Source organism: Microbacterium sp. ARD31 (genome assembly GCF_031844425.1).
Map to the genome: position 1 here is coordinate 1 of NZ_JAUZVE010000068.1, position 23398 is coordinate 23398.

Sequence of the window (23398 nt, forward strand, 5' to 3'; positions counted from 1 at the left end):
AGATCGCGTCGGCGCTGCCGAGGTACCAGCGCTTGCCGACGCGCTGCTGGGCCGGCACCGGCGTGACGTAGTTGCCGAGCAGCTGGGACATCCGCCAGGTGGTGGTGACGTGGCGGTCGAGGCTGTGCGACTTGTACTGCGTGAGCACCACGACCTTGAGGTAGCCGGAGTTCACGACGTTGGACAGCGCGAAGTCGATCAGCCGGTAGATGCCCCCGAAGGGCACCGCCGGCTTGGCGCGGTCGGCGGTGAGCGGCATCAGCCGCTTGCCCTCACCACCGGCGAGGACGACGGCGAGGACCTTCTTGCGCGGGGGCGTGATGGCCATGCGTCGAAACTAGCCGTCCGCGGGGGCGCGGTCGACCTCCCTCGGGTCCGCGTTTCGGACTAGGTTCGACTCCATGCGGATCGACGTCCTCAGCAAGGAGTACCCGCCCGAGGTCTACGGCGGGGCCGGTGTCCACGTGGCCGAGCTGGTCCGGGCGCTGCGGGTCCTGCCCGACGTCGACGCCCGCGTGCGGTGCTTCGGCGCCCCGCGGTCCGAGCCGGGCACGACGGCGTACGCCGAGCCGGACTCGCTCGCCGCTGCCAACCCGGCCATCCGCACGCTCGGCGTCGACCTCGCGATGGTCGACGACTGCGCCGGAGCGGACCTCGTCCACTCCCACACCTGGTACGCCAACATGGCCGGCCACCTCGCCGGGCTGATGCACGGCGTCCCGCACGTCGTCAGCGCCCACTCCCTCGAGCCGATGCGGCCGTGGAAGGCCGAGCAGCTCGGCGGTGGCTACGCCCTGTCGAGCTGGGCCGAGCGGACGGCGTACGAGGGCGCGGCGGGGATCGTCGCCGTCAGCGCCGCCATGCGTGACGACGTGCTCCGCAGCTACCCGTCCGTCGACCCCGACCGGGTGCACGTCGTCCACAACGGCATCGACACCACGCTCTGGTCGCCCGTCACCGACCCCGACCGGGTGCGCGAGCTCGGGGTCGACCCCGACCGGCCGAGCGTGATCTTCGTCGGCCGGATCACCCGGCAGAAGGGTCTGCCGCTCTTCCTGCGCGCCGCCGCCGCACTGCCGCCCGAGGTCCAGCTGGTGTTGTGCGCCGGCGCTCCGGACACCCCGGAGATCGAGGCCGAGGTGCGCGGGCTGGTCGACGACCTCGCTGCCACCCGCTCCGGCGTCGTGTGGATCGCGGAGATGCTGCCCCGCGCCGACGTCGTCGCGCTGCTGACCGCGGCGACCGTGTTCGCCTGCCCGTCGATCTACGAGCCGCTCGGCATCGTCAACCTCGAGGCGATGGCCTGCGAGACCGCTGTCGTCGCCACCGCCACGGGCGGCATCCCCGAGGTCGTCGTCGACCCTTCGACAGGCTCAGGACAAGCGGCGACCGGCTGGCTGGTCCCCATCGAGCAGGCCACCGACGGCACCGGCACGCCCCTCGACCCGGAGCAGTACGTCGCCGACCTCGCCGCCGCGCTCACCGACGCGGTCAGCGACCCCGACCGCGCCCGCGCCTACGGCGCCGCCGGCCGCCGCCGCGCCGAGGAGTCCTTCAGCTGGGGCTCGATCGCCACCCGCACCCTCGACCTCTACCGCTCCCTGACCTGACCGAGGTCCGCTCCCCAGGTGGCGGCAGACCGCAGCTCCGACCGCCTCTCGGATGCGATGTGCCGCCACCCCGGGACGTACGACGCCGCGACGCCCCGGACCGACGACGATCCGGGGCGTCGCGCGCGCGGCGTCAGTGGGTGGCGGCCGGCTCGGCCTCGCGGGAGGCGGGGACGGCGGGGGCCGGGTGGTGGTCGTCGACCATCGTGGCCTCGTCGAACTCGTCCTCGCCGGCAAGCACCCGGTCGAGCTGGGCACGGTCGAGGGTGCCGGTCCAGTGCCCGATGAGGACCGTGGCGACCGAGTTGCCGGCGAAGTTGGTGACCGCGCGGGCCTCGGACATGAAGCGGTCGATGCCGACGATCAGGCCGACGCCGTCGAGCAGCTCGGGACGGTGCGACGACAGGCCGCCGGCGAGGGTGGCCAGGCCGGCACCGGTGACGCCGGCGGCGCCCTTGGAGGCGATGACCATGAACAGCAGGAGCGAGACCTGCTCGCCGATCGAGAGCGGCTTGTCGAGCGCGTCCGCGATGAAGATCGAGGCCATCGTCAGGTAGATCGCCGTGCCGTCGAGGTTGAAGGAGTAGCCGGTGGGGACGACGACGCCGACGGTGGTCTGCTCGACGCCGGCGTGGTCCATCTTCGCGATGAGGCGCGGCAGCGCCGACTCGGAGGAGGAGGTCGAGACGATCAGCAGGAACTCCCGGCCGAGGTACTTCAGCAGGCTGAAGATGTTGACGCCGGTCGCCAGCTTGAGGATCGCGCCGAGCACGCCGAAGACGAAGACGAAGCAGGTGAGGTAGAACGCGACCATGATCGTGGCGAGGCTCTTGAGCGCGTCGATGCCGGTCTCGCCGACGACGGCGGCGATCGCGGCGAAGGCGCCGACCGGGGCAGCCCACATGATCATCGCGAGCACCCGGAACACCAGGCGCTGGATGTGGCCGATGCCGGTCAGGATCGGCTCGCCGGAGCGGCCCATCGCCTGCAGCGCGAAGCCGACCAGCAGCGCGACCAGCAGCGTCTGCAGCACCTCGCCGGAGGTCAGGGAGGACAGCAGCGAGTCGGGCACGATGCCGGTGATGAACTCGGTCGTCGAGCCGTGCGCCTCTGCGGCCTGCTCCTTGCCGATGCCGGCGACGTCGTCCGAGAGGTTGAGCCCCTCGCCCGGGTCGAGCAGGTTGCCGACCACCATGCCGATCGCCAGTGCGACCGTCGACATCGACAGGAAGTACGCCAGCGCCAGCCCGCCGACCTTCCCGACGCTGGCCGCGCTGCGCACCGAGCCCACGCCCAGCACCAGCGTGCAGAAGATGACCGGCTGGATCATCATCTTGATGAGGGCCACGAACGTGGTCCCGATCCACTTCAGCCCCACGGCGAAGTCCGGGAGGACGAGGCCCACTGCGGCCCCGAGGACCACCGCGATGATCACTGCGATGTAGAGGTAGTGCGTGCGGTCGCGCCGCCGCTCGGGCGCCGCCGGGTGCGTGGTGCTCATCTGGTCCTCCTGCGATCCGGGTGCCGGCGATCGCCGGCCCGTCCGCAAGCGTCATCGAGCCTGTGAGCCCCGTCACCGTTCTGTTCGTTGTGTTCGCCGTCACAGGTGCCCGGCCCCGTGCGGCACAATGCGCGGCATGACGCGTCGCGCCCGGGGCGAGAGCCCGGTGGCTCGCCAGATCCTGCTGCTGCAGGTCGGCGTCGTCGTCGTACTCGTCGTCACCGCGGTCGCGCTCGCCGCCCTCGACGCCCGACGGGACTCCCGCGAGGCAGCGCGCGAGCAGGCGACGGCCGTCGCGCAGTCGGTCGCCGACTCCCCCTTCGTCCGGCAGGAGGTGACGGCCGCCGACCCCACCACGGCGCTCCAGCCGTTCGCGGAGGAGGTCCGTCGCGACACCGGCACCGACTTCGTGGTCGTCATGAGCACCGACCGCATCCGCTGGACCCACCCGGACCCCGCCCGGATCGGCGGCACCTTCGTCGGCGAGGTCGGACGGGCGCCTGAGGGCCAGGTCTTCACGCAGGAGTACGTCGGCACGCTGGGGCCGTCCGTCCGGGCGGTCGTGCCGGTGACCAGCGACGGCAGCGCCGAGCAGGTGGTCGCCCTGGTGGCGGTCGGCATCACCGTCGAGCGGCTCGACCGCCAACTGGTCGACGACCTGCCCGGGATCGGTCTGGCGGCCGGCGCGACGATGCTGGCGGGGCTGGCCGGGGCGTGGCTCATCGCGCGTCGCCTGCGCCGGCAGACCCACGGCCTCGGCGAGCGCGAGATCACCCGGATGTACGAGTACTACCGGGCCGTGCTCGGCGCGGTGCGCGAGGGTCTGGTGCTCGTCGACTCGGACCTGCGGGTCCAGCTCGTCAACGACGAGGCGGTGCGCCTGCTCGCGCTGCCCGACGACGTCGAGGGACGTCCGCTCGCCGAGCTCGGCCTCCCGCCCGGCCTGGTCGCCGCGGTCCAGGCGCGCACGACGGTCGCCGACCAGACCTACGTCCTCGGCCAGCAGGTGCTCGTCCTCAGCACCTCCCCCGCCTACTGGCACCAGGACGAGGTCGGGGCCGTGGTCACGGTCCGCGACCGCACCGAGCTCCAGGCCGTCACCGGCGAGCTGGACCTGGTGCGCGGGCTCACCGAGTCCCTGCGGGCGCAGAACCACGAGTCCGCGAACCGGCTCCACACCATCGTCTCGCTGGTGGAGATGGGCCGCCCGGAGCAGGCGGTCGAGTTCGCGACCCAGGAGCTCCAGGTCGCCCAGGGCCTCGCCGACGAGGTCGTGACCGCCGTCGAGGAGCCCGTGCTGGCCGCGCTGCTGCTCGGCAAGACCGCCCAGGCGGCCGAGCGCGGCATCGACCTCGACATCGACGGCCGGCTGCCCGCCGAGCTGCCGATCGCCCCGCGCGACCTGGTGGCGCTGGTCGGCAACCTCGTCGACAACGCCTTCGACGCCGTGGCCGAGACCCGGGCCGAGCGGGCCCAGCAGGTGCGCGTCGGCCTCGACGGCGACGCCCGGCGGCTCCGGATCGAGGTCGACGACTCCGGGCCCGGCATCGCGCCCGAGGACCGGGCCCACGTGCTGGACCGCGGCTGGTCGAGCAAGGCCGACGAGGGACGTGGCCTCGGTCTCGCGATCGTCTTCCAGGTCGTGTCGCGCCACGGCGGCCGGCTCGAGGTCACCGACTCGCCGCTCGGCGGCGCGCGCTTCGCGCTCACCGTCGACGCCTCGGCTCCCGGGGGCGGACGATGACGGTCCGCGTGCTCGTCGTCGAGGACGAGGAGGTCGCCGCGGAGGCGCACGCGACGTACGTCGGCCGGGTGCCGGGGTTCGAGCTCGCCGGAGTCGCGCGCTCCGCCGGAGAGGCCGTGCGCGTGCTCGCCCGGGAGGAGGTCGACCTGATCCTGCTCGACATGCACCTGCCCGACGGGCACGGCCTGGGCCTGCTGCAGCGGCTGCGCGCCGAGGGCCGCACCGTCGACGTGATCGCGGTGACGTCCGCGCGCGACACCGACGTCGTACGACGAGCGGTGTCGCAGGGCGTGGTGCTCTACCTGCTCAAGCCGTTCACCTTCGCCGCCTTCCGCAGCAAGCTCGAGCAGTACGCCGAGTTCCGCGCGCGGCTGGAGAGCGCACCCGGCGACGTGGTGCAGGACGACGTCGACCAGCTCTTCGGCGCCCTCCGGAGCCGGCCGACCGGCGACACCCTGCCCAAGGGGATGAGCCTGGACTCGCTGCGCGCGGTCGTGGTGGCGCTGCGCCAGCGGCCCGAGGGCCTCTCCGCCGCCGAGACCGGTGCGGAGATCGGGGTGTCGCGGGTGACCGCGCGCCGCTACCTCGAGCACCTCGCGGACGAGGGCCGTGTCACCCGCCAGCCGCGCTACGGCGGTGCCGGCCGCCCGGAGGTCGGCTACGTCTGGACCGGCGCCGACCCCGGCTGAGCGGGGTCAGCCGAGGACGAGGCCGGGGTAGAGCGGGTGCTTGTCGAGCATCTCCGCCGACTGGGACTTCACGCGGTCGGCGACCCCGTCGCCCAGGACGTACGACGCCTTGCTGGGCTCGCCCGCCTTGGTGGTGCCGGCCCCGGTGTTGGCGAGCACGTCGACGATGAGCTCGGCGACCTTGTCGAACTCGTCGTGGCCGAACCCGCGGGTCGTGAGCGCGGGGGTGCCGAGCCGGATCCCGGAGGTGTACCAGGCACCGTTGGGGTCGGACGGGACCGAGTTGCGGTTGGTGACCACGCCGGCGTCGAGCAGGGCCGACTCGGCCTGCCGACCGGTGAGCCCGAAGGACGACACGTCGAGCAGCACGATGTGGTTGTCGGTGCCGCCGGTGACGAGGGTGGCTCCGCGGGTGAGGAAGCCCTCGGCGAGGGACTTCGCGTTGTCGGCGACCTGCTGGGCGTAGGCCTGGAACTCGGAGGTGCGCGCCTCGGCCAGCGCGACCGCCTTGGCGGCCATCACGTGCGACAGCGGGCCACCGAGCACCATCGGGCAGCCGCGGTCGACGTCGGCGGCGAACTCCTCCTGGGCGAGCACCATGCCGCCGCGCGGGCCGCGCAGCGACTTGTGGGTGGTGGTCGTGGTGAGGTGGGCGTGCGGGACCGGGTCCTCGTCGCCGGTGAAGACCTTGCCGGCCACGAGTCCGGCGAAGTGGGCCATGTCGACCATCAGGACGGCGCCGACCTCGTCGGCGATCTCGCGCATCTTCGCGAAGTTCACCCGGCGGGGGTAGGCGGAGTAGCCGGCGACCAGGACGAGCGGCTTGAACTCGCGGGCCTTGGCCGCGACGGCGTCGTAGTCGAGCAGCCCGGTCTCGGGGTCGGTGCCGTACTGCTGCTGGTGGAACATCTTGCCGCTGATGTTGGGGCGGAAGCCGTGGGTCAGGTGGCCCCCGGCGTCGAGGGACATGCCCAGCAGTCGCTGGTTGCCGAACTCGTGGCGCAGCGTCTCCCAGTCGGCCTCGGTGAGCTCGTTGACGTTCTTCGCCTGCATCTTCTGCAGGTAGGGCGTCTCGACCCGGTTGGCGAGGATGGACCAGAAGGCGACGAGGTTGGCGTCGATCCCGGAGTGGGGCTGGACGTAGGCGTAGGGGGCGCCGAACAGCTCGCGCGCGTGCTCGGCGGCCAGCGACTCCACGGTGTCGACGTTCTGGCAGCCGGCGTAGAACCGGTGGCCGACGGTGCCCTCGGCGTACTTGTCGCTGAACCAGGTGCCCATCGTGAGCAGGACGGCCGGCGAGGCGTAGTTCTCCGAGGCGATCAGCTTGAGGGAGCCACGCTGGTCGGTGAGCTCCTGGCGGGTGGCCTCCGCGATGCGGGGCTCGACCCGGCCGATGACCTCGAGGGCCTGGGTGTACGCGCTGCTGATGAGGGAGTCCGTCATGGCGGACAGCCTAGGGGTCCGGGAGGGCGCTCCGCTCACAGGCTCTGGCACCGACCAGAACGTCGGGGACCACCGAGGCGATGGTGTGACCTGGACCGCACTGACCCCCGTCGCTGCGCCTGTACCGGCGGGTAGCGTCTCATCATGTGGCACCTCATCCCACATGACGAGATTTCGTCTTGTGGAAGGCGAGTCCACTCCCTGAGACTTCTTGACATGGTCACCGCCTCCACCCACACGCACCTGGTGGTTCGACGTCACGTCGACCTCATGCGCGTGGGCAGCGCGACCTGTTGGCATCGCTGACGCCGCCAGAAGTCCCCTCCGCGCTCAACGTCGCGCGCGGCACTACCTCAGCGAACAGGACCTTCCTGACCATGCCCGACCTCCGGTTCCAGCCCCAGGCCGCCCAGCACACCGAGATCCCGCGTCCCAAGCGCGCCGAGGGCCAGTGGGCGCTCGGCTACACCGAGCCGCTCAACAAGAACGAGCAGTCCAAGAAGGACGACGACCCGCTCAACGTCCGGGCACGCATCGTCCACACCTACTCCCGTCGCGGCTTCGACTCGATCGACCCGGCGGACCTGCGCGGCCGCTTCCGCTGGATGGGCCTCTACACGCAGCGCGCTCCCGGCTTCGACGGCGGCAAGACCGCGCAGCTCGAGGAGGAGGAGCTCGACGACCGCTTCTTCATGATGCGCGTGCGCACCGACGGCGCGATCCTCGACGCCGCGGCCCTGCGCACGCTCGGCGAGGTCTCCACGACCTACGCCCGCAACACCGCGGACATCACCGACCGCAACAACATCCAGTACCACTGGATCGAGATCGAGAGCGTCCCGGCCATCTGGGAGCGCCTCGAGTCGGTCGGGCTGAGCACGCTGGAGGCCTGCGGCGACGGACCGCGCCCCTTCCTCGGCTCCCCCGTCGCCGGCATCGCAAAGGACGAGATCATCGACGGCAGCGAGGCGCTGGCCGAGATCAAGCGCCGCGCCCTCGACAACCCGGCCTTCTCCAACCTGCCGCGCAAGTTCAAGACCGCGCTGACCGGGCACCCGAGCCACGACGTCGCGCCCGAGGTCAACGACGTGGCCTTCGTCGGCACCGTCCACCCCGAGCACGGCCCCGGCTTCGACCTCTGGGTCGGCGGTGGGCTCTCCACCAACCCGATGCTCGCCCACAAGCTCGGCGTCTGGATCCCCCTCGACGAGGTGGCCGACGCGTGGGAGGGCGTGGCCGGCATCTTCCGCGACTACGGCTACCGACGGCTCCGCTCCAAGGCCCGGCTGAAGTTCCTGCTGGCCGACTGGGGCAAGGAGAAGTTCCGCGAGGTGCTCGAGAAGGAGTACCTCCACCGCGCGCTCGTGGACAACCCCTCCCCCGAGGCTCCCGTCGTCCAGGGCGACCACATCGGCATCCACGAGCAGAAGGACGGCCGCTTCTACGTCGGTGCCGCGCCGGTCGTGGGACGCATCGACGGCACCACGCTCAGCGCCCTCGGCGACCTCGTCGAGCAGTACGGCGCCACGGGGGCCCGGCTGACCGCCTACCAGAAGCTGGTGGTGCTCGGCATCGCGGCCGAGGACACCGAGGCGTTCGCCGACGACCTGGAGAAGATCGGGCTGACCGCGCGACCGAGCAACTGGCGCCGGTCCACCATGGCCTGCACCGGCATCGAGTTCTGCAAGCTCGCCATCGTCGACACCAAGGAGCGCGCCCGCCGCCTGGTGACCGAGCTGGAGAAGCGCTTCCCCGACCTCGACACCGACATCTCGGTGAACGTCAACGGCTGCCCGAACGCCTGCGCCCGCACCCAGGTCGCCGACATCGGACTGAAGGGCCAGCTCGTCATGGACGAGGAGGGCCGGCAGGTCGAGGGCTTCCAGGTCCACCTGGGCGGCGCCCTCGGGCTGCACCACGCCATGGGGCGCAAGCTGCGCGCGCACAAGGTCACCAGCGCCGGCCTCGACGACTACGTCACCCGCGTCGTGTCGGCGTACCTCGGCGACCGCACCGAGGGCGAGCGGTTCGCCGCCTGGGTGGCTCGCGCCGACGAGCGGTTGCTGCGCGGCGAAGCAGAGCCGGCGCTGACATGAGCGAGCGCGCAGTGCCCTTCCACTGCCCCTACTGCGGGGACGAGAACCTGTTCCCCCAGGAGGGCGCAGGTGCCTGGGAGTGCCGCTCGTGCCTGCGCGCCTTCACCGTCCGGATGACCGGCATGATCCGTCCACCGTCGGCAGGAGGTGCCTGATGAGCCTCTCCACGCAGGCCGCCCGCGCCTTCAAGGGCACGCACACCGCAGGACGCACGCCCGAGGAGCTGCGCGAGCTCGTCTCGCACGTCGGCGCCGAGCTCGAGCTCGCCCCGGCCGAGGTGATCATCGAGTGGGCCGTCGCCACGTTCGGCGACCGGTTCGCGGTGACCTCGTCGATGGGCGACGCCGTGCTCGCCCACCTCGCCTCCACGGTCGCCCCCGGCATCGACGTCGTCTTCCTCGACACCGGCTACCACTTCGTCGAGACCATCGGCACCCGCGACGCCGTCGAGGCGACCCTCCCGGTCACCCTGCGCACCGTCCGTCCGGAGCAGACCGTCGAGGAGCAGGACGCGACCCACGGCAAGGACCTCTACAGGACCGACCCCGACCTGTGCTGCGCGCTGCGCAAGGTCAAGCCCCTCAACGACACCCTCGCCGAGTACGACGCCTGGGCCACCGGGCTGCGCCGGGCCGAGACCCACAACCGGGTCATCGCGCCGGTCATCGGCTGGGACGCGCGCAAGGGCAAGGTCAAGGTCTCCCCCCTCGCCCGCTGGAGCGACGAGCAGGTCGAGCGCTACATCGCCGAGAACGGCGTGCTGGTCAACCCGCTCGTCCACGACGGCTACCCCAGCATCGGCTGCTGGCCCTGCACCCGCCGCGTGGCACCGGGCGACGACCCGCGCAGCGGCCGCTGGGCCGGCACATCCAAGACCGAGTGCGGCATCCACGCATGAGGCCGCCCCACGACGTACCCCACCGGGACGACAGCGCCGTCGTACCCGCACCCCCGAAGAAGCACCACCGCACCACCACACACGATCGGAGGCACCCCTGATGGCTGCTCCTGCTCTGGTTGCCCTGGCCCACGGAAGCCGGGACCCGCGTTCGGCCGCGACGATCAAGGCGCTCGTCGCCGAGGTCAAGGCGATGCGTCCCGACCTCCGCATCGAGACGGCCTTCCTCGATCTCTCCAAGCCGACGTTCGACACGGTCGTCGACCGGCTGGTCAAGGCCGGCCACGACGAGATCGTCGTGGTGCCGCTGCTGCTCACCGAGGCCTACCACGCCAAGGTCGACGTCCCCGAGGCGATCGCCGCCGCGATGGCCCGCCACGAGGGCCTCAAGATCCAGGCCAGCCGCATCCTCGGCATGGAGGCCGCCTTCCTCGAGGTGCTCGACGTCCGCCTGCGCGACGCGCTCAAGCAGGCCCGGGTGCGCGAGCTCGACGCCCTCGTCCTCGCCGCCGCCGGCTCCTCGGACCCGCTCGCCAACCAGGCCGTGGCCCGCATCGCCCGCACGTGGGGCGCCCGGCACCGCCTCCCGGTCACCGCGGCGTTCGCCTCGGCCGCGCCGCCGGCCGCCGGCGAGGCCGTGCGCGCCTTCCGGGCGGAGGGCAAGCGCCACATCGCGGTCGCGTCGTTCTTCCTCGCGCCCGGCAGGCTGCCCGACCGGGCCACCGAGCTCGCCCTCGAGGCCGGCGCCGTGGCGGTGTCCGACCCGCTGGGTGCCCACCCCGCCGTGGCCCGGGCGATCCTGGCCCGCTACGCCGTCGGCGCCGTCGAGCTCGTCCCGGTCTGAGCCCACTCACGCGAGGTGCTTGAGCGCCTCACGGCGGGACAGCCCGCTGAGCCGGTCGGAGTGGGTCCGGACGAACGCCCGGACCCACTCCGGGTCGGTGCGGGCGTGCTGGCGCAACGCCCACCCGAGCGCCTTGCGGACGAAGAACTCCCCGCCGTAGCGGGTGTCGTCGAGGTTGGCGACCAGGACCCGCTCGAGGAGGTCGGTGTCGGTCCGCTCGGCGTGGCCGAGCTGCGCGATCATCGCCGTGCGCCGGACCCAGAGGCTGTCGTCGTCCACGGACCAGGTGTCCACCACCGGGGTGACGTCGGCGCGGTGGCCGAGCAGCACGTCGCCCACCGGGTGGGTGGCGGTCTCGTCGACGACGTCCCACCAGGCGCCCGTCCGCACCAGGTGCTCGAGCAGCGGGAGCAGGTCGGGGTCGAGCCACTGCCGGTAGGCGCGGTGCCGCAGCAGGGCGAGGGCGGCGTACCACTCCTCGCGGTGCGTCGCGTCGTCCCACAGCTCGAGGACCGCCGCCTCCCACGAGCCCCGGTCGATGAACCGCTCCTCGGCCAGGAGCGGCCGCAGCAGTGACCGCAGCTGCGGGGCGGTCAGCCCGACGTAGGGCAGCGCGGACTTCATGTAGGCCTGCTGCTGGGCGGCCCTGGCCGGGTCCCCCACCCCGGCCAGCGCCGCCCGCACCGCCCCCACGTAGGTCATGGCTGCATGGTGGCAGCCACCTCCGACACGCGCGACCGGGTCAGGGCCGTGCCTCGTAGACGTGGTTGAACGGCGTCTCGGCGACCTTGCGGAACCGGGTGAACCCGGCGTCGGTCACGACCTGGCGGATCGCCGCCGGCCCGGCCTGGGCACCGAGCGCGTAGCCGCCCGGCTGCGAGACCGCGTTGGGGACGCACAGGAAGGTCGAGAAGCCGTAGAACACCCGGCCCACCGGGTTGAGGTTCGCCGCCACGGTGTCACCGGCGGCCGGCTCGACGATCATCCAGGTGCCGTCGGGGGCCAGCGAGCGTCGGACGTGCTGGGCCGCGCCGAGGGGGTCGCCCATGTCGTGCAGGCAGTCGAAGGTGGTCACCAGGTCGAGGTCGTGCTCGTCGAGCGCCTGCGCGCCGGCGACCTCGAAGCGCACCCGGTCACCCAGTCCCGCGGCGGCGGCGCGCTCGCGGGCGGCCTCGATCGATCCCTCGTGGTAGTCGGAGCCGACGAACGTGCTCGCCGGGAACGCCTCGGCCATCAGCACCGTCGAGGCGCCGTGGCCGCAGCCGAGGTCCGCGACCCGGGCACCCCGCTCGAGCTTCGCCGGCACCCCGTCCAGCGCCGGCACCCACTCGGGGAGCAGGTGCATCAGGTAGCCGGGACGGAAGAAGCGCTCACAGCCCGTGAACACCATCTCGTCGTGCTGGTGCCAGCCGTAGCCGGCACCGGTGCGGAAGGCCTGCTCGATCTCGTCGGACGCCTTGAGGGCACCCAGCGCCAGCTCGAAGGCGCCGGGCAGGAAGACGGGCCCCGACGGGTCGGTGAGGGCGAAGGCCTGCTCGGGCGTCATCGAGTACGTCGCGCTGCCGGCGTCGTACTGCACGTAGCCGCCGGCGGCCTGGCCGCGCAGCCACTCGTCGACGTAGCGCGGGTCGGTGCCCGTCCTCGTCGCGAGCTCGCGGGCGTCCGCGGGGCCTGTCGCGAGGGCGCGGTAGAGGCCGAGTCGCTCGCCGAGCAGCACGTTGCCGGCGCCCATCGTGGCGCCGAGGTCGCCGACGAAGCTGCCGACGAGCTGCATCAGGGCGTCCATGTCGACCGCGGGTGCCTCCCCGGTCGTGTCCTGGGTCGTGTCCTGGGTCGTGTCCTGGGTCGAGTCCTGGGTCGAGTCCTGGGTGGTGTCGTCGACGGTGGTCATCTGGGTCTCCCTCGTGTGGGCATCCCGGGTGGATGCTGGTGGTCAGACGGTCGTACGACGCGGTTGCGGGGCGGTTGCAACGCCGCTGCAACCTCGTCGGCGGAGGGTGCACGGTGGGAGGTGGTGCACGTGAGGGCACGTGATCAGGACAGCGCCGGGCACGTCGAGGTAGACGGGGTGCGCCTGGCGTGGGAGTCCTTCAACGACCGCGCGGACACGACGGTGCTGTTCGTCCCGATCGACACGTGCGTCGACAGTCGCGCGTGGAAGGCGCAGGTGCCCTACCTCGCCCAGCACCACCGCGTCGTCACGGTCGACCCGCCCGGGAACGGACGCTCGGGGCGCTCGCTCGACCCTGCTGCGTACGGCGACCTCGCCCTCGTTGCCGACACCCTGGCGGTGATGGACCACCTCGGCGTCGAGCGGGCCGTGCTCGTCGGCATCTGCGTGAGCGCGTGGCAGGCGCTGCTCGCCGCTGCCCTGCACCCGGACCGCGTGCAGGGCGTGGTCGCGGTGGCGCCGTGGGCGCGCGACCGGACCCCGCCGTTCGAGGTGCGGCTGGAGGCGGCGGAGCACTTCGACGAGGAGCGCGACGACTACTCCGGGTGGCGGGGCAACAACCGGCACCACCTGCCGGAGCACTGGCCGGAGTACGCGGAGTTCTTCTTCGACCAGATGCTGCCCGAGCCGCACTCCACCAAGCAGCTCGAGGACATCGTCGGGTTCACCCGGCAGACCACCGGGGCGGTGATCATCGCCGAGGGCGAGGGACCACGGTTCCCGGACACCGCCGAGGAGGCCGAGCGGCTGCTGCGCGGGATCACCGCGCCGGTGCTGGTCGTGCAGGGCACCGCCGACCTGTGCCAGCCGCAGGGCCGTGGGCGCAGCGTCGTGGAGTGGACCGGGGCGGAGCACCTCGTGCTCGAGGGCTCCGGCCACCTCCCGATGGCCCGCCACCCCGTGGTCGTCAACCGCGCCATCAAGGCGCTGGTCGACCGGGCGGTGGGCGTCCCTCACCCGTCCCCCGTCCCCCGCCGGTCGTCCGGGCACCGACCGCGGGTGCTCTACCTCTCCTCCCCGATCGGCCTCGGGCACGTGCGCCGTGACCTCGCCGTCGCCGACGCCATGCGGGAGCAGCGCCCCGACCTCGAGGTGGAGTGGCTCACCCAGTCACCCGTGGCGGAGTTCCTGGAGGCCCGCGGCGAGTCGGTCCACCCGGCGTCGCGGCACCTGGCGAGCGAGTCCGGGCACTTCGAGGCGGAGTCCGGCGAGCACGACCTGCACGCCTTCGACGCCGTACGCCGCATGGACGAGGTGCTGGTCAACAACTTCATGGTGTTCGACGACCTGGTCGAGCGGGAGTCCTTCGACCTGTGGGTCGGCGACGAGGCGTGGGACCTCGACCACTTCCTCCACGAGCACCCCTCGCTCAAGCGGGCGCCGTTCGTCTGGATGACCGACTTCGTCGGGTGGGTGCCGATGCCGGACGGCGGCGAGCGCGAGGCGTTCCTGACGGCCGACTACAACGCGGAGATGGTCGAGCACGTGGACCGCTCCCCCGGGCTGCGCGACCGCTCGATCTTCGTCGGCGACCGCGAGGACGTGGTGGACCTGCCGCTCGGGCCCGGCCTGCCGACCGCCCGCGCGTGGACCGAGCAGCACTTCGACTTCGCGGGCTACGTCATGGGCGAGCGGCCCGACCCGGAGCGCCGCGCGGAGCTGCGCGCCCGCCTCGGCTACCGGCCCGACGAGGTGGTGTGCGTGGTCTCGGTGGGCGGCTCCGGCGTGGGCCACCACCTGCTGCGCCGGGTCGCGGCGGCGTACGGCCCGGCGTCGGCGCGCGTCCCCGGGCTGCGGATGGTCCTGGTGACGGGGCCGCGCATCGAGCGGGAGGCCCTGGCGGTCCCCGACGGGGTCGAGGTGCACGGCTTCCTGCCCGACCTCGACCTGCACCACGCGGCCTGTGACGTGGCGGTGGTGCAGGGCGGGCTCAGCACCACCATGGAGCTGACGGCCGCGCGCCGCCCGTTCCTCTACGTGCCGCTGGAGCACCACTTCGAGCAGCAGGTGCACGTGCGGCACCGCCTCGACCGGCACCGCGCCGGGCGCCACCTGCCGTACGCCGACACCGACCCGGACCGGATCGCCGAGGAGCTCGTCGCCGCCCTGGCGCAGCCCGTCGACTACCTGCCCGTGCCGTCCGACGGCGCGGCGCGGGCGGCGCGCCTCGCGCTCGAGGCGCTCTGACCGGCCCCTGCGGTGATCGCCTCGACCCGTCGGCGCAGGGCCGTCCACGACCCCGCCGTCGCGGCCTCCAGCGGCGCCAGCAGCCGGAGGGCCTCCGCGTCGTCCCCCCGCGCCCGGGCGGCGCCGGCGAGCAGGAGGTAGGCGTCGGCGCCCACCACCCACGCGCGACCGGGCGGGCAGTCGACCTCGTCGAGCGCCGCGGTCGCGCCCCGGGTCAGCTCGCCGGTCGCGGCGGCGAGGGCCGAGGCGCAGAGCAAGCGGCCCGGCCGTGCCGTCCCGCTCACCGCCGCCAGCCCGGCCCGCGCGACCGACTCGGCCCCGCCGGTGTCGCCGCACTCGACGAGGGTGGCGGCCAGCAGCCCGGCCGCCCACGAGTGCCACCACGGATGGTCCACGGCCGACGTCTCCTCGACGGACCGGCGGCCGAGGCGCCGGGCCTCGTCGAGGTCGCCGGCGAGCCGCGCCAGCCAGCCGTCGTAGGCGAGGAGGTAGCCGGCGTAGGCCGGGAAGCCGCTGCGGCGGTTGAGGTCGAGGGCGTCGTGCACGGTGCCGCGCGCGGTGTCCCAGTCGTCGCGGGCGGCGGGCACGAACGCCGACTCGAAGACCACCCACTGGAGCAGCCAGGCGTCGCGGCGCTCTCGCAGCAGCGGCTCCAGCTCCGCCACCACGGCGGCCAGCGCGGGTGCGTCGCCGAGGTGCCACGCGACCGTCTTGAGGCCGTCGAGCGCCAGGACCACGCCGTCCTGCGACCCGGACCGGCGGGCCCGGGCCAGTGCCTCCGCGGCGCGCTCGCCGGCGTCGGCCAGGCGCAGCCGGCTGGCCTCGAGCACCGTGAGACGGCTCGCGAAGTCGGCCTCGGCCCTCCGGTCCCCGAGCTCGGCCGCGAGCCGTACGCCGTCCTCGAGGGGGCCCAGCAGCTCGTCGGCCGACAGCTGCGCGCCGACCGCGGCGTCCCCACCGCGGGCGCGCAGCGCGGCCAGCTCGAGGCGGCGCTCGCCGATGCTCCGGGCCCATGCCAGCGCGGCGTCCACGTCCTGGATCGCCGCCGCCCAGCTCGTCGCCGCCTCGTGCACCCGGGCGCGCACCAGCAGCGCCCGGGCCCGGGTCTCCCCCGCCAGGTCGGGGACGGCGAGGCAGCGCTCGACGAGGGTGCGCGCGTCCTCGACGGCGGCCCTGCGCAGCGCCTCCTCGCCCGCGAGCAGCCAGCCCCGGGCGGCACGGGCGTCGTCGCCGACGGCGTGCGCGTGGGCGGCCATCACCTCCGGCCGGTCGCTGGTGAGGTCGGCGGCGCGGCGGTGGTAGGCGGCCGCCACGGCCTCGGGCAGGGCGGCGTACACGCACTCCTGGAAGAGGTCGTTGGCGAACTCGTAGACGGCACCGCTGCGCGCGAAGAGCCCGGCGCGGGTCAGCTCCTCGCCGTGGCGCGTCGCCACGACCTCGGAGACCTCCGCCAGGCCGGCCAGCAGCCGCGGGTCGAGGCGGCGGCGCAGGACGGCGCCGGCCTCGACGACCGAGCGGCACTCCGGGCCGAGGCGGTCGACGCGCGCCAGCACGCCCTGGGCAAGCGAGGCGGGGACACCGGTGTCCCCGCTGCCGAGCGCGCGGAGGTACTCCACGACGCTCAGGGTGTGGCCGGCGGTGCGCGCCATCACCTGGTCCCCGTGCGTGCCGAGCCCCGCGGCCGCGGCGAGGGTGCTGACCGCCTCGGGTCCGAGCGGGCCGAGCTGCACCCTCCGGGCGCGGTCGCCGAGTCGCTCCGCGACGGTCGCGTCCTCGCTGCGCACCGCGCCGACCAGCAGCACCCGTGCGGCGGCGAGCCGGCGACCGAGGTACCCCAGCAGGTCGACGGTCGCCGCACCCGCGTCCTGCAGGTCGTCGAGCACGAGGACGAGAGGTCGCCCGCTCGCGAGGCGCCGCAGCGCCACCGCCACGGCGTCGTACGTCGCCCGGCGGTGGAGGTCGCGGTCCGCCGGCGGTGCCGGCGCACCGGGCAGCACCGCGGCCAGGTCGGGCACGAGGGAGACCCATGCGCCCTCGTGGTCGCGCACCGTGGCGGCCAGCTGGTCACGCTGGAGCCCGGCGAGGACCGGGGCGAGGGCGTCGACGAAGGGCTGGAGGAACAGCGAGCGCTCGGCCGGGTGGCACCGCCCGCGCAGGACCTGGCCGCCCGTCGCGACGCCGAGGTCGGCCACCGCCTCGACGAGCCGGGTCTTGCCGATCCCGCCCTCGCCGACGACCAGCACCAGCTCGGGCCCGTCCCCGGCCACGACGGACTCCCACGCCTCGCGGCACGCCACCAGCTCGGCGTCGCGGCCGACCAGGACCGCAGCGGCCTCCCGGCGCGGCCGCGGCGGGACCGGCGCGACGGCCGCGTCCGGCACGGACTCACGGAGCAGCGCGACCTGCAGCTGGACGGTGGCGCGGTCCGGGTCGGTGCCGAGCTCCTCGCGCAGCGTCCGGGCGAGACGGTCGTACGCCGCCAGGGCGGCCGCGGCCCGTCCGTCCGCGGCGAGGGCCCGCATCAGGTCGCGCACCGCGCGCTCGTCGTAGGCGTCCGCAGCCGTTGCCTCGGTGGCGACCCCGACCGCGGCCGCGGGGTCGAGCGCCAGGAGCGCGGCGACGCGGTGGTGTCGCGCCGCCCGTCGCAGCGCGTCGACGGTGTCGCGCACCTCCAGCACCCAGGCGTCGTCCGCCTCGTCGAGCAGCGCGGTCCCCCCGCCGAGCACGTCGAGCGCGGCGGCCGCGGCCGCCTCCGCCAACGCGTGCTCGCCGGCTGCGAGGCGGCTCGCCGCCTCCGCGACCAGCTGCTCGGCCTCGACCAGGTCCAGCGACCACGCGCCGGCCAGGGCGTAGGCGCCGGGCCGTCCGGCCACGAGGTCGGTGCCCAGCGTCCGGCGCACCCGGCTCACGAGCGTCGCCACGTTGGCCGCCGGGTCGGCCGGCGGCGCGGCGCCCCACAGCGCCTCCACGATCCGGTCCGTCGCCACCGGTCGCCCGCGCCCCGAGGCCAGCAGCGCGAGGAGCGTGCGGGCCTTCCTGCTCCCGAGCTCACGCCCCGAGCGCGCGCCGTCGCCCGCGTCCACCTCGAGGGTGGACGACAGCCGGAGCCGGACGACGCCACCGGGCGGGTTCACCCGACGAGTATCCGCCCGGACCCGCCCGCAAGGAACGCGCGCGACGGGCCGGCCGACGGTCGGCCGACCGGTCAGCCGACGAGGCGCTCGCGCAGGTGCTCGAGCTGGCGGGCCGGGTCGTCGGTCACGCCGCCGTGCACCGGACCGGGCTGCAGCACCGTGCTGCGTGGGGCCTTGAGGAAGCCGAAGCGCTGGCCGAGCGACTGGCGCGCGGCCTCTCCGGCCCGCTCGTCGCCGCGGCAGACGCGGGCGATGAACGTCAGCGAGTCGCAGACCTGGTCGACGTCGATGCCGGCGTCGAGCGCCCGCAGGCGGTCGGCGTCGACGGTCCACGCCACGTCGAGGAAGTCGGCGGACTGGCAGTGCAGCACGACCCCGACGTTGAGGAACTCCTCGCGCTCCGGGCGCGGCACGCACCGCAGCACGACGTACTGGTAGGCCATCCTGGTCGGCGCGCTCACTGCGGACCTCCGGGCAGCCACTGCCGCGTGCCGAGGCGGGCGTCGAGGAAGTCGACGTACGCCGCGCGGAGGGCGTCGGGCCCCAGCGGCTCGCCGCCGTCGGCGTCGGGCACGGGCTCCAGCCACACGTCGGGCACGGCGGCGAGCACCTCGGTGAACACCTCGCGGTCGAGCACGGCGGAGATCTCGGCGTCGAGCTCGCGGGTCCGGTCGGCGCACGACTCGAAGACGTGCCCGCTCACGTCCCACGGCTGCGCGGCGAACTTCGCCGGGTCGGTGGGGCCCGAGCGCCAGCCGTGGTGGAAGTAGAGCGAGGCACCGTGGTCGATGACCCAGAGGTCGCCGTGCCAGACCAGCAGGTTGGGGTTGCGCCACGAGCGGTCGACGTTGGCGGTGAACGCGTCGAGCCACAGCACGCGTGCGCCCTCGTCGTCGGCCGCGCTCACCTGCCCGTCCACGCCGAACGCGCCCGGCAGGAAGTCGATGCCGAGGTTGCGCCCGGCGCTGGCGTTGAGCAGGTCCTGCACCTCCTCGTCGGCCTCGTAGCGGGCGAGCTCGGGGTCGAGGTCGAGGACCACGAGGCGCGGCGTGCGCAGCCCGAGCCGGGTGGCCAGCTCGCTGACGACCACCTCGGCGACCAGGACCTTGGCGCCCTGGCCCGCGCCACGGAACTTGCAGACGTAGGTGCCGAGGTCGTCGCCCTCGACGACGCCGGGCAGGCTGCCGCCCTCGCGCAGCGGCGTGACGTAGCGCGTGACGGTCACGAGCGGGAGAGCCGTGGACGTCACCGGACGGGGGCCTCCGCGGCCAGCCGCTCCTGCTCCGCAGCGACGTCGAAGTCGGCCTCGGGCCAGGTCAGGTCGAGACCCCGGAGGGTGTCGAGCAGCAGCTGGCCGATGGCGAGGTTGCGGAACCACTTCTTGTCCGACGGCACGACGTGCCACGGTGCCGCGTCGGTGTTCGTGCGCTCGAGCGCGATCTCGTACGCCTCGCGGTAGTCGGCCCAGCGCGCGCGCTCGTCGAGGTCTCCGGGGTTGTACTTCCAGTGCTTCTCCGGGTCGGCCAGCCGCGCGGCGAGCCGCTCCTTCTGCTCCTCGGGGCTGATGTGCAGCATGCACTTGATGATCGAGAAGCCCTGGTCGGCCAGCCTGGCCTCGAAGTCGTTGATGGCGCCGTAGCGACGCTCGATCTCCTCCGGATCGGCGAACCCGCGGACCCGCGCGATCAGCACGTCCTCGTAGTGCGAGCGGTCGAAGACACCGAGGTAGCCGGCAGCCGGAAGGCCCTTCTCGATGCGCCAGAGGAAGTCGTGGGAACGCTCCTCCTCGGTGGGCGCCTTGAAGCTCGTGATCCGCACGCCCTGCGGGTCGACCAGGCCGATGGTGTGGCGCAGCACGCCGCCCTTGCCGCTGGTGTCCATCCCCTGCAGCACGAGCAGCACGCGACGCTCGGAGCCGGCCGTGCGCTGGGCCCAGAGCCGCTCCTGCAGGTCCGCCAGCTCCTCGCCCATGGCGAGCAGGGTCGCCTTGCCGTCCGCCTTGTCGCCGGCGAAGCCCGGGGCGGCGTCGGTCTCGATCGCGGCGAGGTCGACCGGCCCCGCGGGCAGGCGCAGGTGGTCGGCGATCGGCGAGATCGCATGGGTCGTCATGGGCACATCATGGCGCACCCGGCGCCTCGGCCGGTCCGAGGACGCGGGGCACGTCGAGCGTGCAGCCGATCGCCGTCGAGGTGGTGCCGTCGCGCTGCGGCTCGTCGAACCAGGTGCCCCGGGTGAAGCCCACCTTGTCCAGGACCCGCAACGACGCGTGGTTGGTGTGCTCCGGGGCCGCGAAGTACGCCGTCGCCTCCGGGTGGCGGTGCCGCGCGCCGAGCATCCATGACCACAGCACACGCGCACCCAGGCCCCGACCGGCCCACTGGGGCTCGCCGATCGCGTAGTCGAGCCCGAGCGCGTCGGGGTCCGGCGTGAGCAGCGCGAAGCCGGGGTAGTCGCGGACCAGGTAGTCCTGGACGAAGCCGACCGAGCGGCCGTTGACCTCGACCACCCACATCCGCGTCGGGGTGCGGCCGTCGATGCGCGGGCCGTAGCGCGCCTCGACCGCCTCCCGCGTCGGCTCGCCGTCGTTGCGCCACCACCGGCGCACGTGCGGCGCCTGCAGCCAGCGCGTGAGGCCCGGCAGGTCGCCGTACGTCATGGCCCTCAGGTCGATGCGCTGGTCGGGGTCCGCGACGAACAGCAGGTCCCCGCCCGAGAGGTCCTCGGCCACGGGCGTGACGCCGGTCGTCGCTGCGACCCGGGCCGCCGCGGCGGCCCACGACTCCCCCGGCAGCACCGTCCCGGTCAGCTCGCGCCCTCCGTGGCGTACGACGACGCGCGGGGCCCCCGGACCACCTGGCTCAGGCACGGGCACGTCAGTGGGCGAGGGCGTCCGGGTCGACCACCGGCGGCAGCACGGACCACGGGAAGTCGATCCACCGCTCGGTCAGCCGCCACGCGTAGTCGGGCTTGATGACCGACTGCGGCTTCTCGTAGATGACCACCGTGCGTGCCTCGGCGACCGTGCCGGCGCAGAACTCGTGGACCAGCTCGAGGGTGCGGCCGGTGTCGGCGACGTCGTCGGCGATCAGGACCGTGAGGCCCGACAGGTCGACGGCCGCGGGTGTCGGCGGCAGCATGATCGGGACGTCGAGGCGCTGGTCGACACCGGTGTAGAACTCGACGTTGATCACCGAGAGGTTCTTCACCGCCAGCGCGTAGCCCAGCCCCATCCCGAGGCCGAGCCCGCCGCGGGCGATGGAGAGGATCATGTCGGGCCGGAAGCCCGAGTCGGCGACCATCTGCGCCAGCTCGCGCGTGGCCGTGCCGAACAGCTCGTAGGTGAGGACCTCGCGCTCGTTGCTCACGGGGACATCCCACCAGAGACCGGCCGCATGACGGAAGGCGCCGCCGACCGAGGTGGTCGCGGTCAGAAGTCCGGGTGGTCCCCGAGGTCGTCGTCCGCGCCGGCCTCGGCGAGCGCCTCGCGGACGACGGAGAAGGCCAGGCCGGAGGCGTACCCCTTGCGGGCCAGCAGCCCGGCGAGCCGTCGGGTGGCGACCTGCGGGTCGAGCCCGCGCATCGAGCGGAGCTTCCGGTCGACCAGGACACGCGCCGCCTGCCGCTGGTCGGCCTCGTCGATCTGCTCGAGGGCCTCGGCCGCGTCGTCGTCGCCGACGCCCTTGCGCCGCAGCTCCTGCTTGAGGGCGCGCGGTGCGAGGCCGCGGCTGCGGTGCCGGCTCTCCACCCACTGCCGGGCGAACGCGGCGTCGTCGATCAGCCCGACCTCGGTGAACCGGTCGAGCAGCGACGCCGCGAGCTCGTCGGGGACCCCGCGCCTGGCCAGCTTGTCGGCGAGCTCCTGGCGAGTGCGGGCCTGACCGGTCAGCGTGTCGAGCAGGATCTTGCGGGCCACCGACTCCGGGTCGGCCTCGACCTCCGCGGCCGCCGCCTCCTCGCGGGCGATCCGGGCGGCCTCTCGCTCCTCCCAGGTGCGGGTGCGCCCGCGGCCGCCCTTGCGGGACGAGCCGCGGGAACGGCGCTCCGGCCCCGGTTCCTCCGGGCTGCGAGCACCGCCCGGCCGCGACCCGGTCGGCGTGGATGGGGCGTCCCCCACCCACGCCTGCACACCGAGGCCGACGTCACCGACCCAGTCGGGGGCCGGACGCGTCTCGCGCTCAGAAGTCATTGACCCCGATGGGCTCGTCGCTCAGGTCGTCGGCGGGCTTGTCGACGGCAGGCGTGACGCCCAGCTTCTCCAGGATCAGCTTCTCGATCTCGTTGGCGAGGTCGGGGTTGTCGCGCAGGAAGTTGCGGGAGTTCTCCTTGCCCTGGCCGAGCTGGTCGCCCTCGTAGGTGTACCAGGCGCCGGCCTTGCGGATGATGCCCGCCTCGACGCCGACGTCGATCAGGCCGCCCTCGCGGCTGATGCCCTTGCCGTACATGATGTCGAACTCGGCCTGCTTGAACGGCGGGGCCACCTTGTTCTTGACGACCTTGACCCGGGTGCGGTTGCCGACCATGTCGGTGCCGTCCTTGAGCGTCTCGATGCGGCGCACGTCGAGGCGCACCGAGGAGTAGAACTTCAGCGCGCGACCACCGGTCGTGGTCTCGGGCGAGCCGAACATCACGCCGATCTTCTCGCGGAGCTGGTTGATGAAGATCGCCGTCGTGCCGGAGTTGTTGAGCGCACCGGTCATCTTGCGGAGTGCCTGGCTCATCAGGCGGGCCTGGAGGCCGACGTGGCTGTCGCCCATCTCGCCCTCGATCTCGGCGCGGGGCACCAGTGCGGCGACGGAGTCGATGACGATCAGCGACAGCGCCCCGGAACGGATCAGCATGTCGGCGATCTCGAGCGCCTGCTCGCCGGAGTCGGGCTGGGAGACCAGGAGGGCGTCGGTGTCGACACCGAGGGCCTTGGCGTAGTCGGGGTCGAGCGCGTGCTCGGCGTCGATGAAGGCGACGATGCCGCCGGCCGCCTGGGCGCTGGCCACCGCGTGGAGGGCGACCGTCGTCTTTCCGGAGGACTCCGGACCGTAGATCTCGACCACCCGGCCGCGCGGCAGGCCGCCCAGGCCGAGGGCCACGTCGAGGGCGATCGACCCGGTGGGGATCACCTCGAGCGGGGCACGCGTCTCGTCGCCCAGTCGCATGACCGAGCCCTTGCCGAACTGCTTCTCCACCTGTGCGAGCGCGGCGTCGAGGGCCTTCTCGCGGTCTGCACCAGCCATTGCTGTGTCCCGTCTTCTCGTCGTGTCGTGAGGTACTTCTGCGACGTTAGGGCGAGCCACCGACAGTCCCTGA

22 protein-coding genes are annotated in these 23398 nt (G+C 73.5%); 9 read left to right on the forward strand and 13 right to left on the reverse strand.

Annotation, left to right across the window (positions count from 1 at the left end; all coding sequences use genetic code 11):
• Positions 1-328: sugar phosphate nucleotidyltransferase (locus Q9S36_RS47125; protein WP_311291644.1), on the reverse strand; the 328-nt coding region annotated here is incomplete at its 3' end.
• A 73-nt stretch (positions 329-401) separates the two neighbouring features.
• On the opposite strand from Q9S36_RS47125, the gene glgA reads away from it, so the two are divergent.
• Entirely contained in the window at positions 402-1610 is a 1209-nt protein-coding gene (gene glgA / locus Q9S36_RS47130; protein ID WP_311291645.1) for a glycogen synthase, read from the forward strand.
• Positions 1611-1743: 133 nt separating this feature from the next.
• Here the strand turns inward: glgA and Q9S36_RS47135 are convergent, their stop codons facing one another.
• Entirely contained in the window at positions 1744-3111 is a 1368-nt protein-coding gene (locus Q9S36_RS47135) for a cation:dicarboxylate symporter family transporter (protein ID WP_311291646.1), read from the reverse strand.
• A gap of 136 nt (positions 3112-3247) precedes the next feature.
• On the opposite strand from Q9S36_RS47135, the gene Q9S36_RS47140 reads away from it, so the two are divergent.
• Complete coding sequence (locus Q9S36_RS47140; protein ID WP_311291647.1) at positions 3248-4855, forward strand: sensor histidine kinase; 1608 nt, start codon at positions 3248-3250, stop codon at positions 4853-4855.
• Entirely contained in the window at positions 4852-5544 is a 693-nt protein-coding gene (locus Q9S36_RS47145; protein WP_311291648.1) for a response regulator, read from the forward strand. The genes Q9S36_RS47140 and Q9S36_RS47145 overlap by 4 nt, the downstream gene beginning before the upstream one ends.
• Positions 5545-5550: 6 nt before the next feature.
• On the opposite strand, the gene Q9S36_RS47150 is transcribed toward Q9S36_RS47145, so the two are convergent.
• A complete protein-coding gene (locus Q9S36_RS47150) occupies positions 5551-6987 on the reverse strand; it encodes a glycine hydroxymethyltransferase (RefSeq protein WP_311291649.1) in 1437 nt (478 codons plus the stop codon).
• Between the two features lie 216 nt (positions 6988-7203).
• On the opposite strand from Q9S36_RS47150, the gene Q9S36_RS51745 reads away from it, so the two are divergent.
• The 5 genes from Q9S36_RS51745 to Q9S36_RS47170 all read left to right on the forward strand — a co-directional run bounded on the left by Q9S36_RS51745 (position 7204) and on the right by Q9S36_RS47170 (position 10825).
• Positions 7204-7293 carry a putative leader peptide gene (locus Q9S36_RS51745; RefSeq protein ID WP_372440565.1) on the forward strand — a complete coding sequence of 30 codons (90 nt, stop codon included), beginning with the start codon at positions 7204-7206 and terminating at the stop codon, positions 7291-7293.
• A gap of 71 nt (positions 7294-7364) precedes the next feature.
• Positions 7365-9083 (forward strand): nitrite/sulfite reductase, encoded by a 1719-nt coding sequence (locus Q9S36_RS47155; RefSeq protein ID WP_311291650.1) that lies wholly within the window; start codon positions 7365-7367, stop codon positions 9081-9083.
• Positions 9080-9238 (forward strand): hypothetical protein, encoded by a 159-nt coding sequence (locus Q9S36_RS47160; protein WP_311291651.1) that lies wholly within the window; start codon positions 9080-9082, stop codon positions 9236-9238. Before Q9S36_RS47155 ends, Q9S36_RS47160 begins: the two co-directional genes overlap by 4 nt.
• Positions 9238-9981: a phosphoadenylyl-sulfate reductase gene (locus tag Q9S36_RS47165; protein ID WP_311291652.1), complete on the forward strand. Its 744-nt coding sequence runs from the start codon at positions 9238-9240 to the stop codon at positions 9979-9981. The genes Q9S36_RS47160 and Q9S36_RS47165 overlap by 1 nt, the downstream gene beginning before the upstream one ends.
• A 100-nt stretch (positions 9982-10081) precedes the next feature.
• A complete protein-coding gene (locus Q9S36_RS47170) occupies positions 10082-10825 on the forward strand; it encodes a sirohydrochlorin chelatase (protein ID WP_311291653.1) in 744 nt (247 codons plus the stop codon).
• Between the two features lie 6 nt (positions 10826-10831).
• Here the strand turns inward: Q9S36_RS47170 and Q9S36_RS47175 are convergent, their stop codons facing one another.
• Both Q9S36_RS47175 and Q9S36_RS47180 read right to left on the reverse strand, forming a co-directional pair.
• The gene (locus tag Q9S36_RS47175; RefSeq protein ID WP_311291654.1) at positions 10832-11527 is read right to left on the reverse strand and encodes a DNA alkylation repair protein; all 696 of its coding nucleotides are present in this window, start codon (positions 11525-11527) and stop codon (positions 10832-10834) included.
• A 40-nt stretch (positions 11528-11567) separates the two neighbouring features.
• On the reverse strand, positions 11568-12716 hold the full coding sequence (locus Q9S36_RS47180) for a class I SAM-dependent methyltransferase (RefSeq protein WP_311291655.1): 1149 nt from the start codon (positions 12714-12716) through the stop codon (positions 11568-11570).
• A gap of 129 nt (positions 12717-12845) precedes the next feature.
• Here Q9S36_RS47180 and Q9S36_RS47185 point away from each other — a divergent pair, with 129 nt between their 5' ends.
• Complete coding sequence (locus tag Q9S36_RS47185) at positions 12846-14963, forward strand: alpha/beta fold hydrolase (RefSeq protein ID WP_311291656.1); 2118 nt, start codon at positions 12846-12848, stop codon at positions 14961-14963.
• Here Q9S36_RS47185 and Q9S36_RS47190 read toward each other — a convergent pair.
• The 8 genes from Q9S36_RS47190 to recA form a co-directional block, all read right to left on the reverse strand.
• Positions 14900-18097, reverse strand: a complete 3198-nt coding sequence (locus Q9S36_RS47190; RefSeq protein WP_311291657.1) for an AAA family ATPase — start codon at positions 18095-18097, stop codon at positions 14900-14902. The genes Q9S36_RS47185 and Q9S36_RS47190 overlap by 64 nt on opposite strands.
• A 71-nt stretch (positions 18098-18168) precedes the next feature.
• Positions 18169-18558 carry a DUF3037 domain-containing protein gene (locus Q9S36_RS47195; protein WP_311291658.1) on the reverse strand — a complete coding sequence of 130 codons (390 nt, stop codon included), beginning with the start codon at positions 18556-18558 and terminating at the stop codon, positions 18169-18171.
• Positions 18555-19346, reverse strand: coding sequence for a HipA family kinase (locus Q9S36_RS47200; protein ID WP_311291659.1), 792 nt, complete (start codon positions 19344-19346; stop codon positions 18555-18557). Before Q9S36_RS47200 ends, Q9S36_RS47195 begins: the two co-directional genes overlap by 4 nt.
• Positions 19343-20206: a PPK2 family polyphosphate kinase gene (locus Q9S36_RS47205; RefSeq protein WP_311291660.1), complete on the reverse strand. Its 864-nt coding sequence runs from the start codon at positions 20204-20206 to the stop codon at positions 19343-19345. The genes Q9S36_RS47200 and Q9S36_RS47205 overlap by 4 nt, the downstream gene beginning before the upstream one ends.
• A 7-nt stretch (positions 20207-20213) precedes the next feature.
• Positions 20214-20963: a GNAT family N-acetyltransferase gene (locus Q9S36_RS47210; protein WP_311291662.1), complete on the reverse strand. Its 750-nt coding sequence runs from the start codon at positions 20961-20963 to the stop codon at positions 20214-20216.
• A gap of 7 nt (positions 20964-20970) precedes the next feature.
• Positions 20971-21462: a phosphoribosyltransferase family protein gene (locus Q9S36_RS47215; RefSeq protein WP_311291663.1), complete on the reverse strand. Its 492-nt coding sequence runs from the start codon at positions 21460-21462 to the stop codon at positions 20971-20973.
• A gap of 62 nt (positions 21463-21524) precedes the next feature.
• Positions 21525-22283: a regulatory protein RecX gene (locus Q9S36_RS47220; RefSeq protein WP_311291664.1), complete on the reverse strand. Its 759-nt coding sequence runs from the start codon at positions 22281-22283 to the stop codon at positions 21525-21527.
• Entirely contained in the window at positions 22273-23325 is a 1053-nt protein-coding gene (recA, locus tag Q9S36_RS47225) for a recombinase RecA (protein ID WP_310254059.1), read from the reverse strand. Before recA ends, Q9S36_RS47220 begins: the two co-directional genes overlap by 11 nt.
• Positions 23326-23398: the final 73 nt, after the last annotated feature.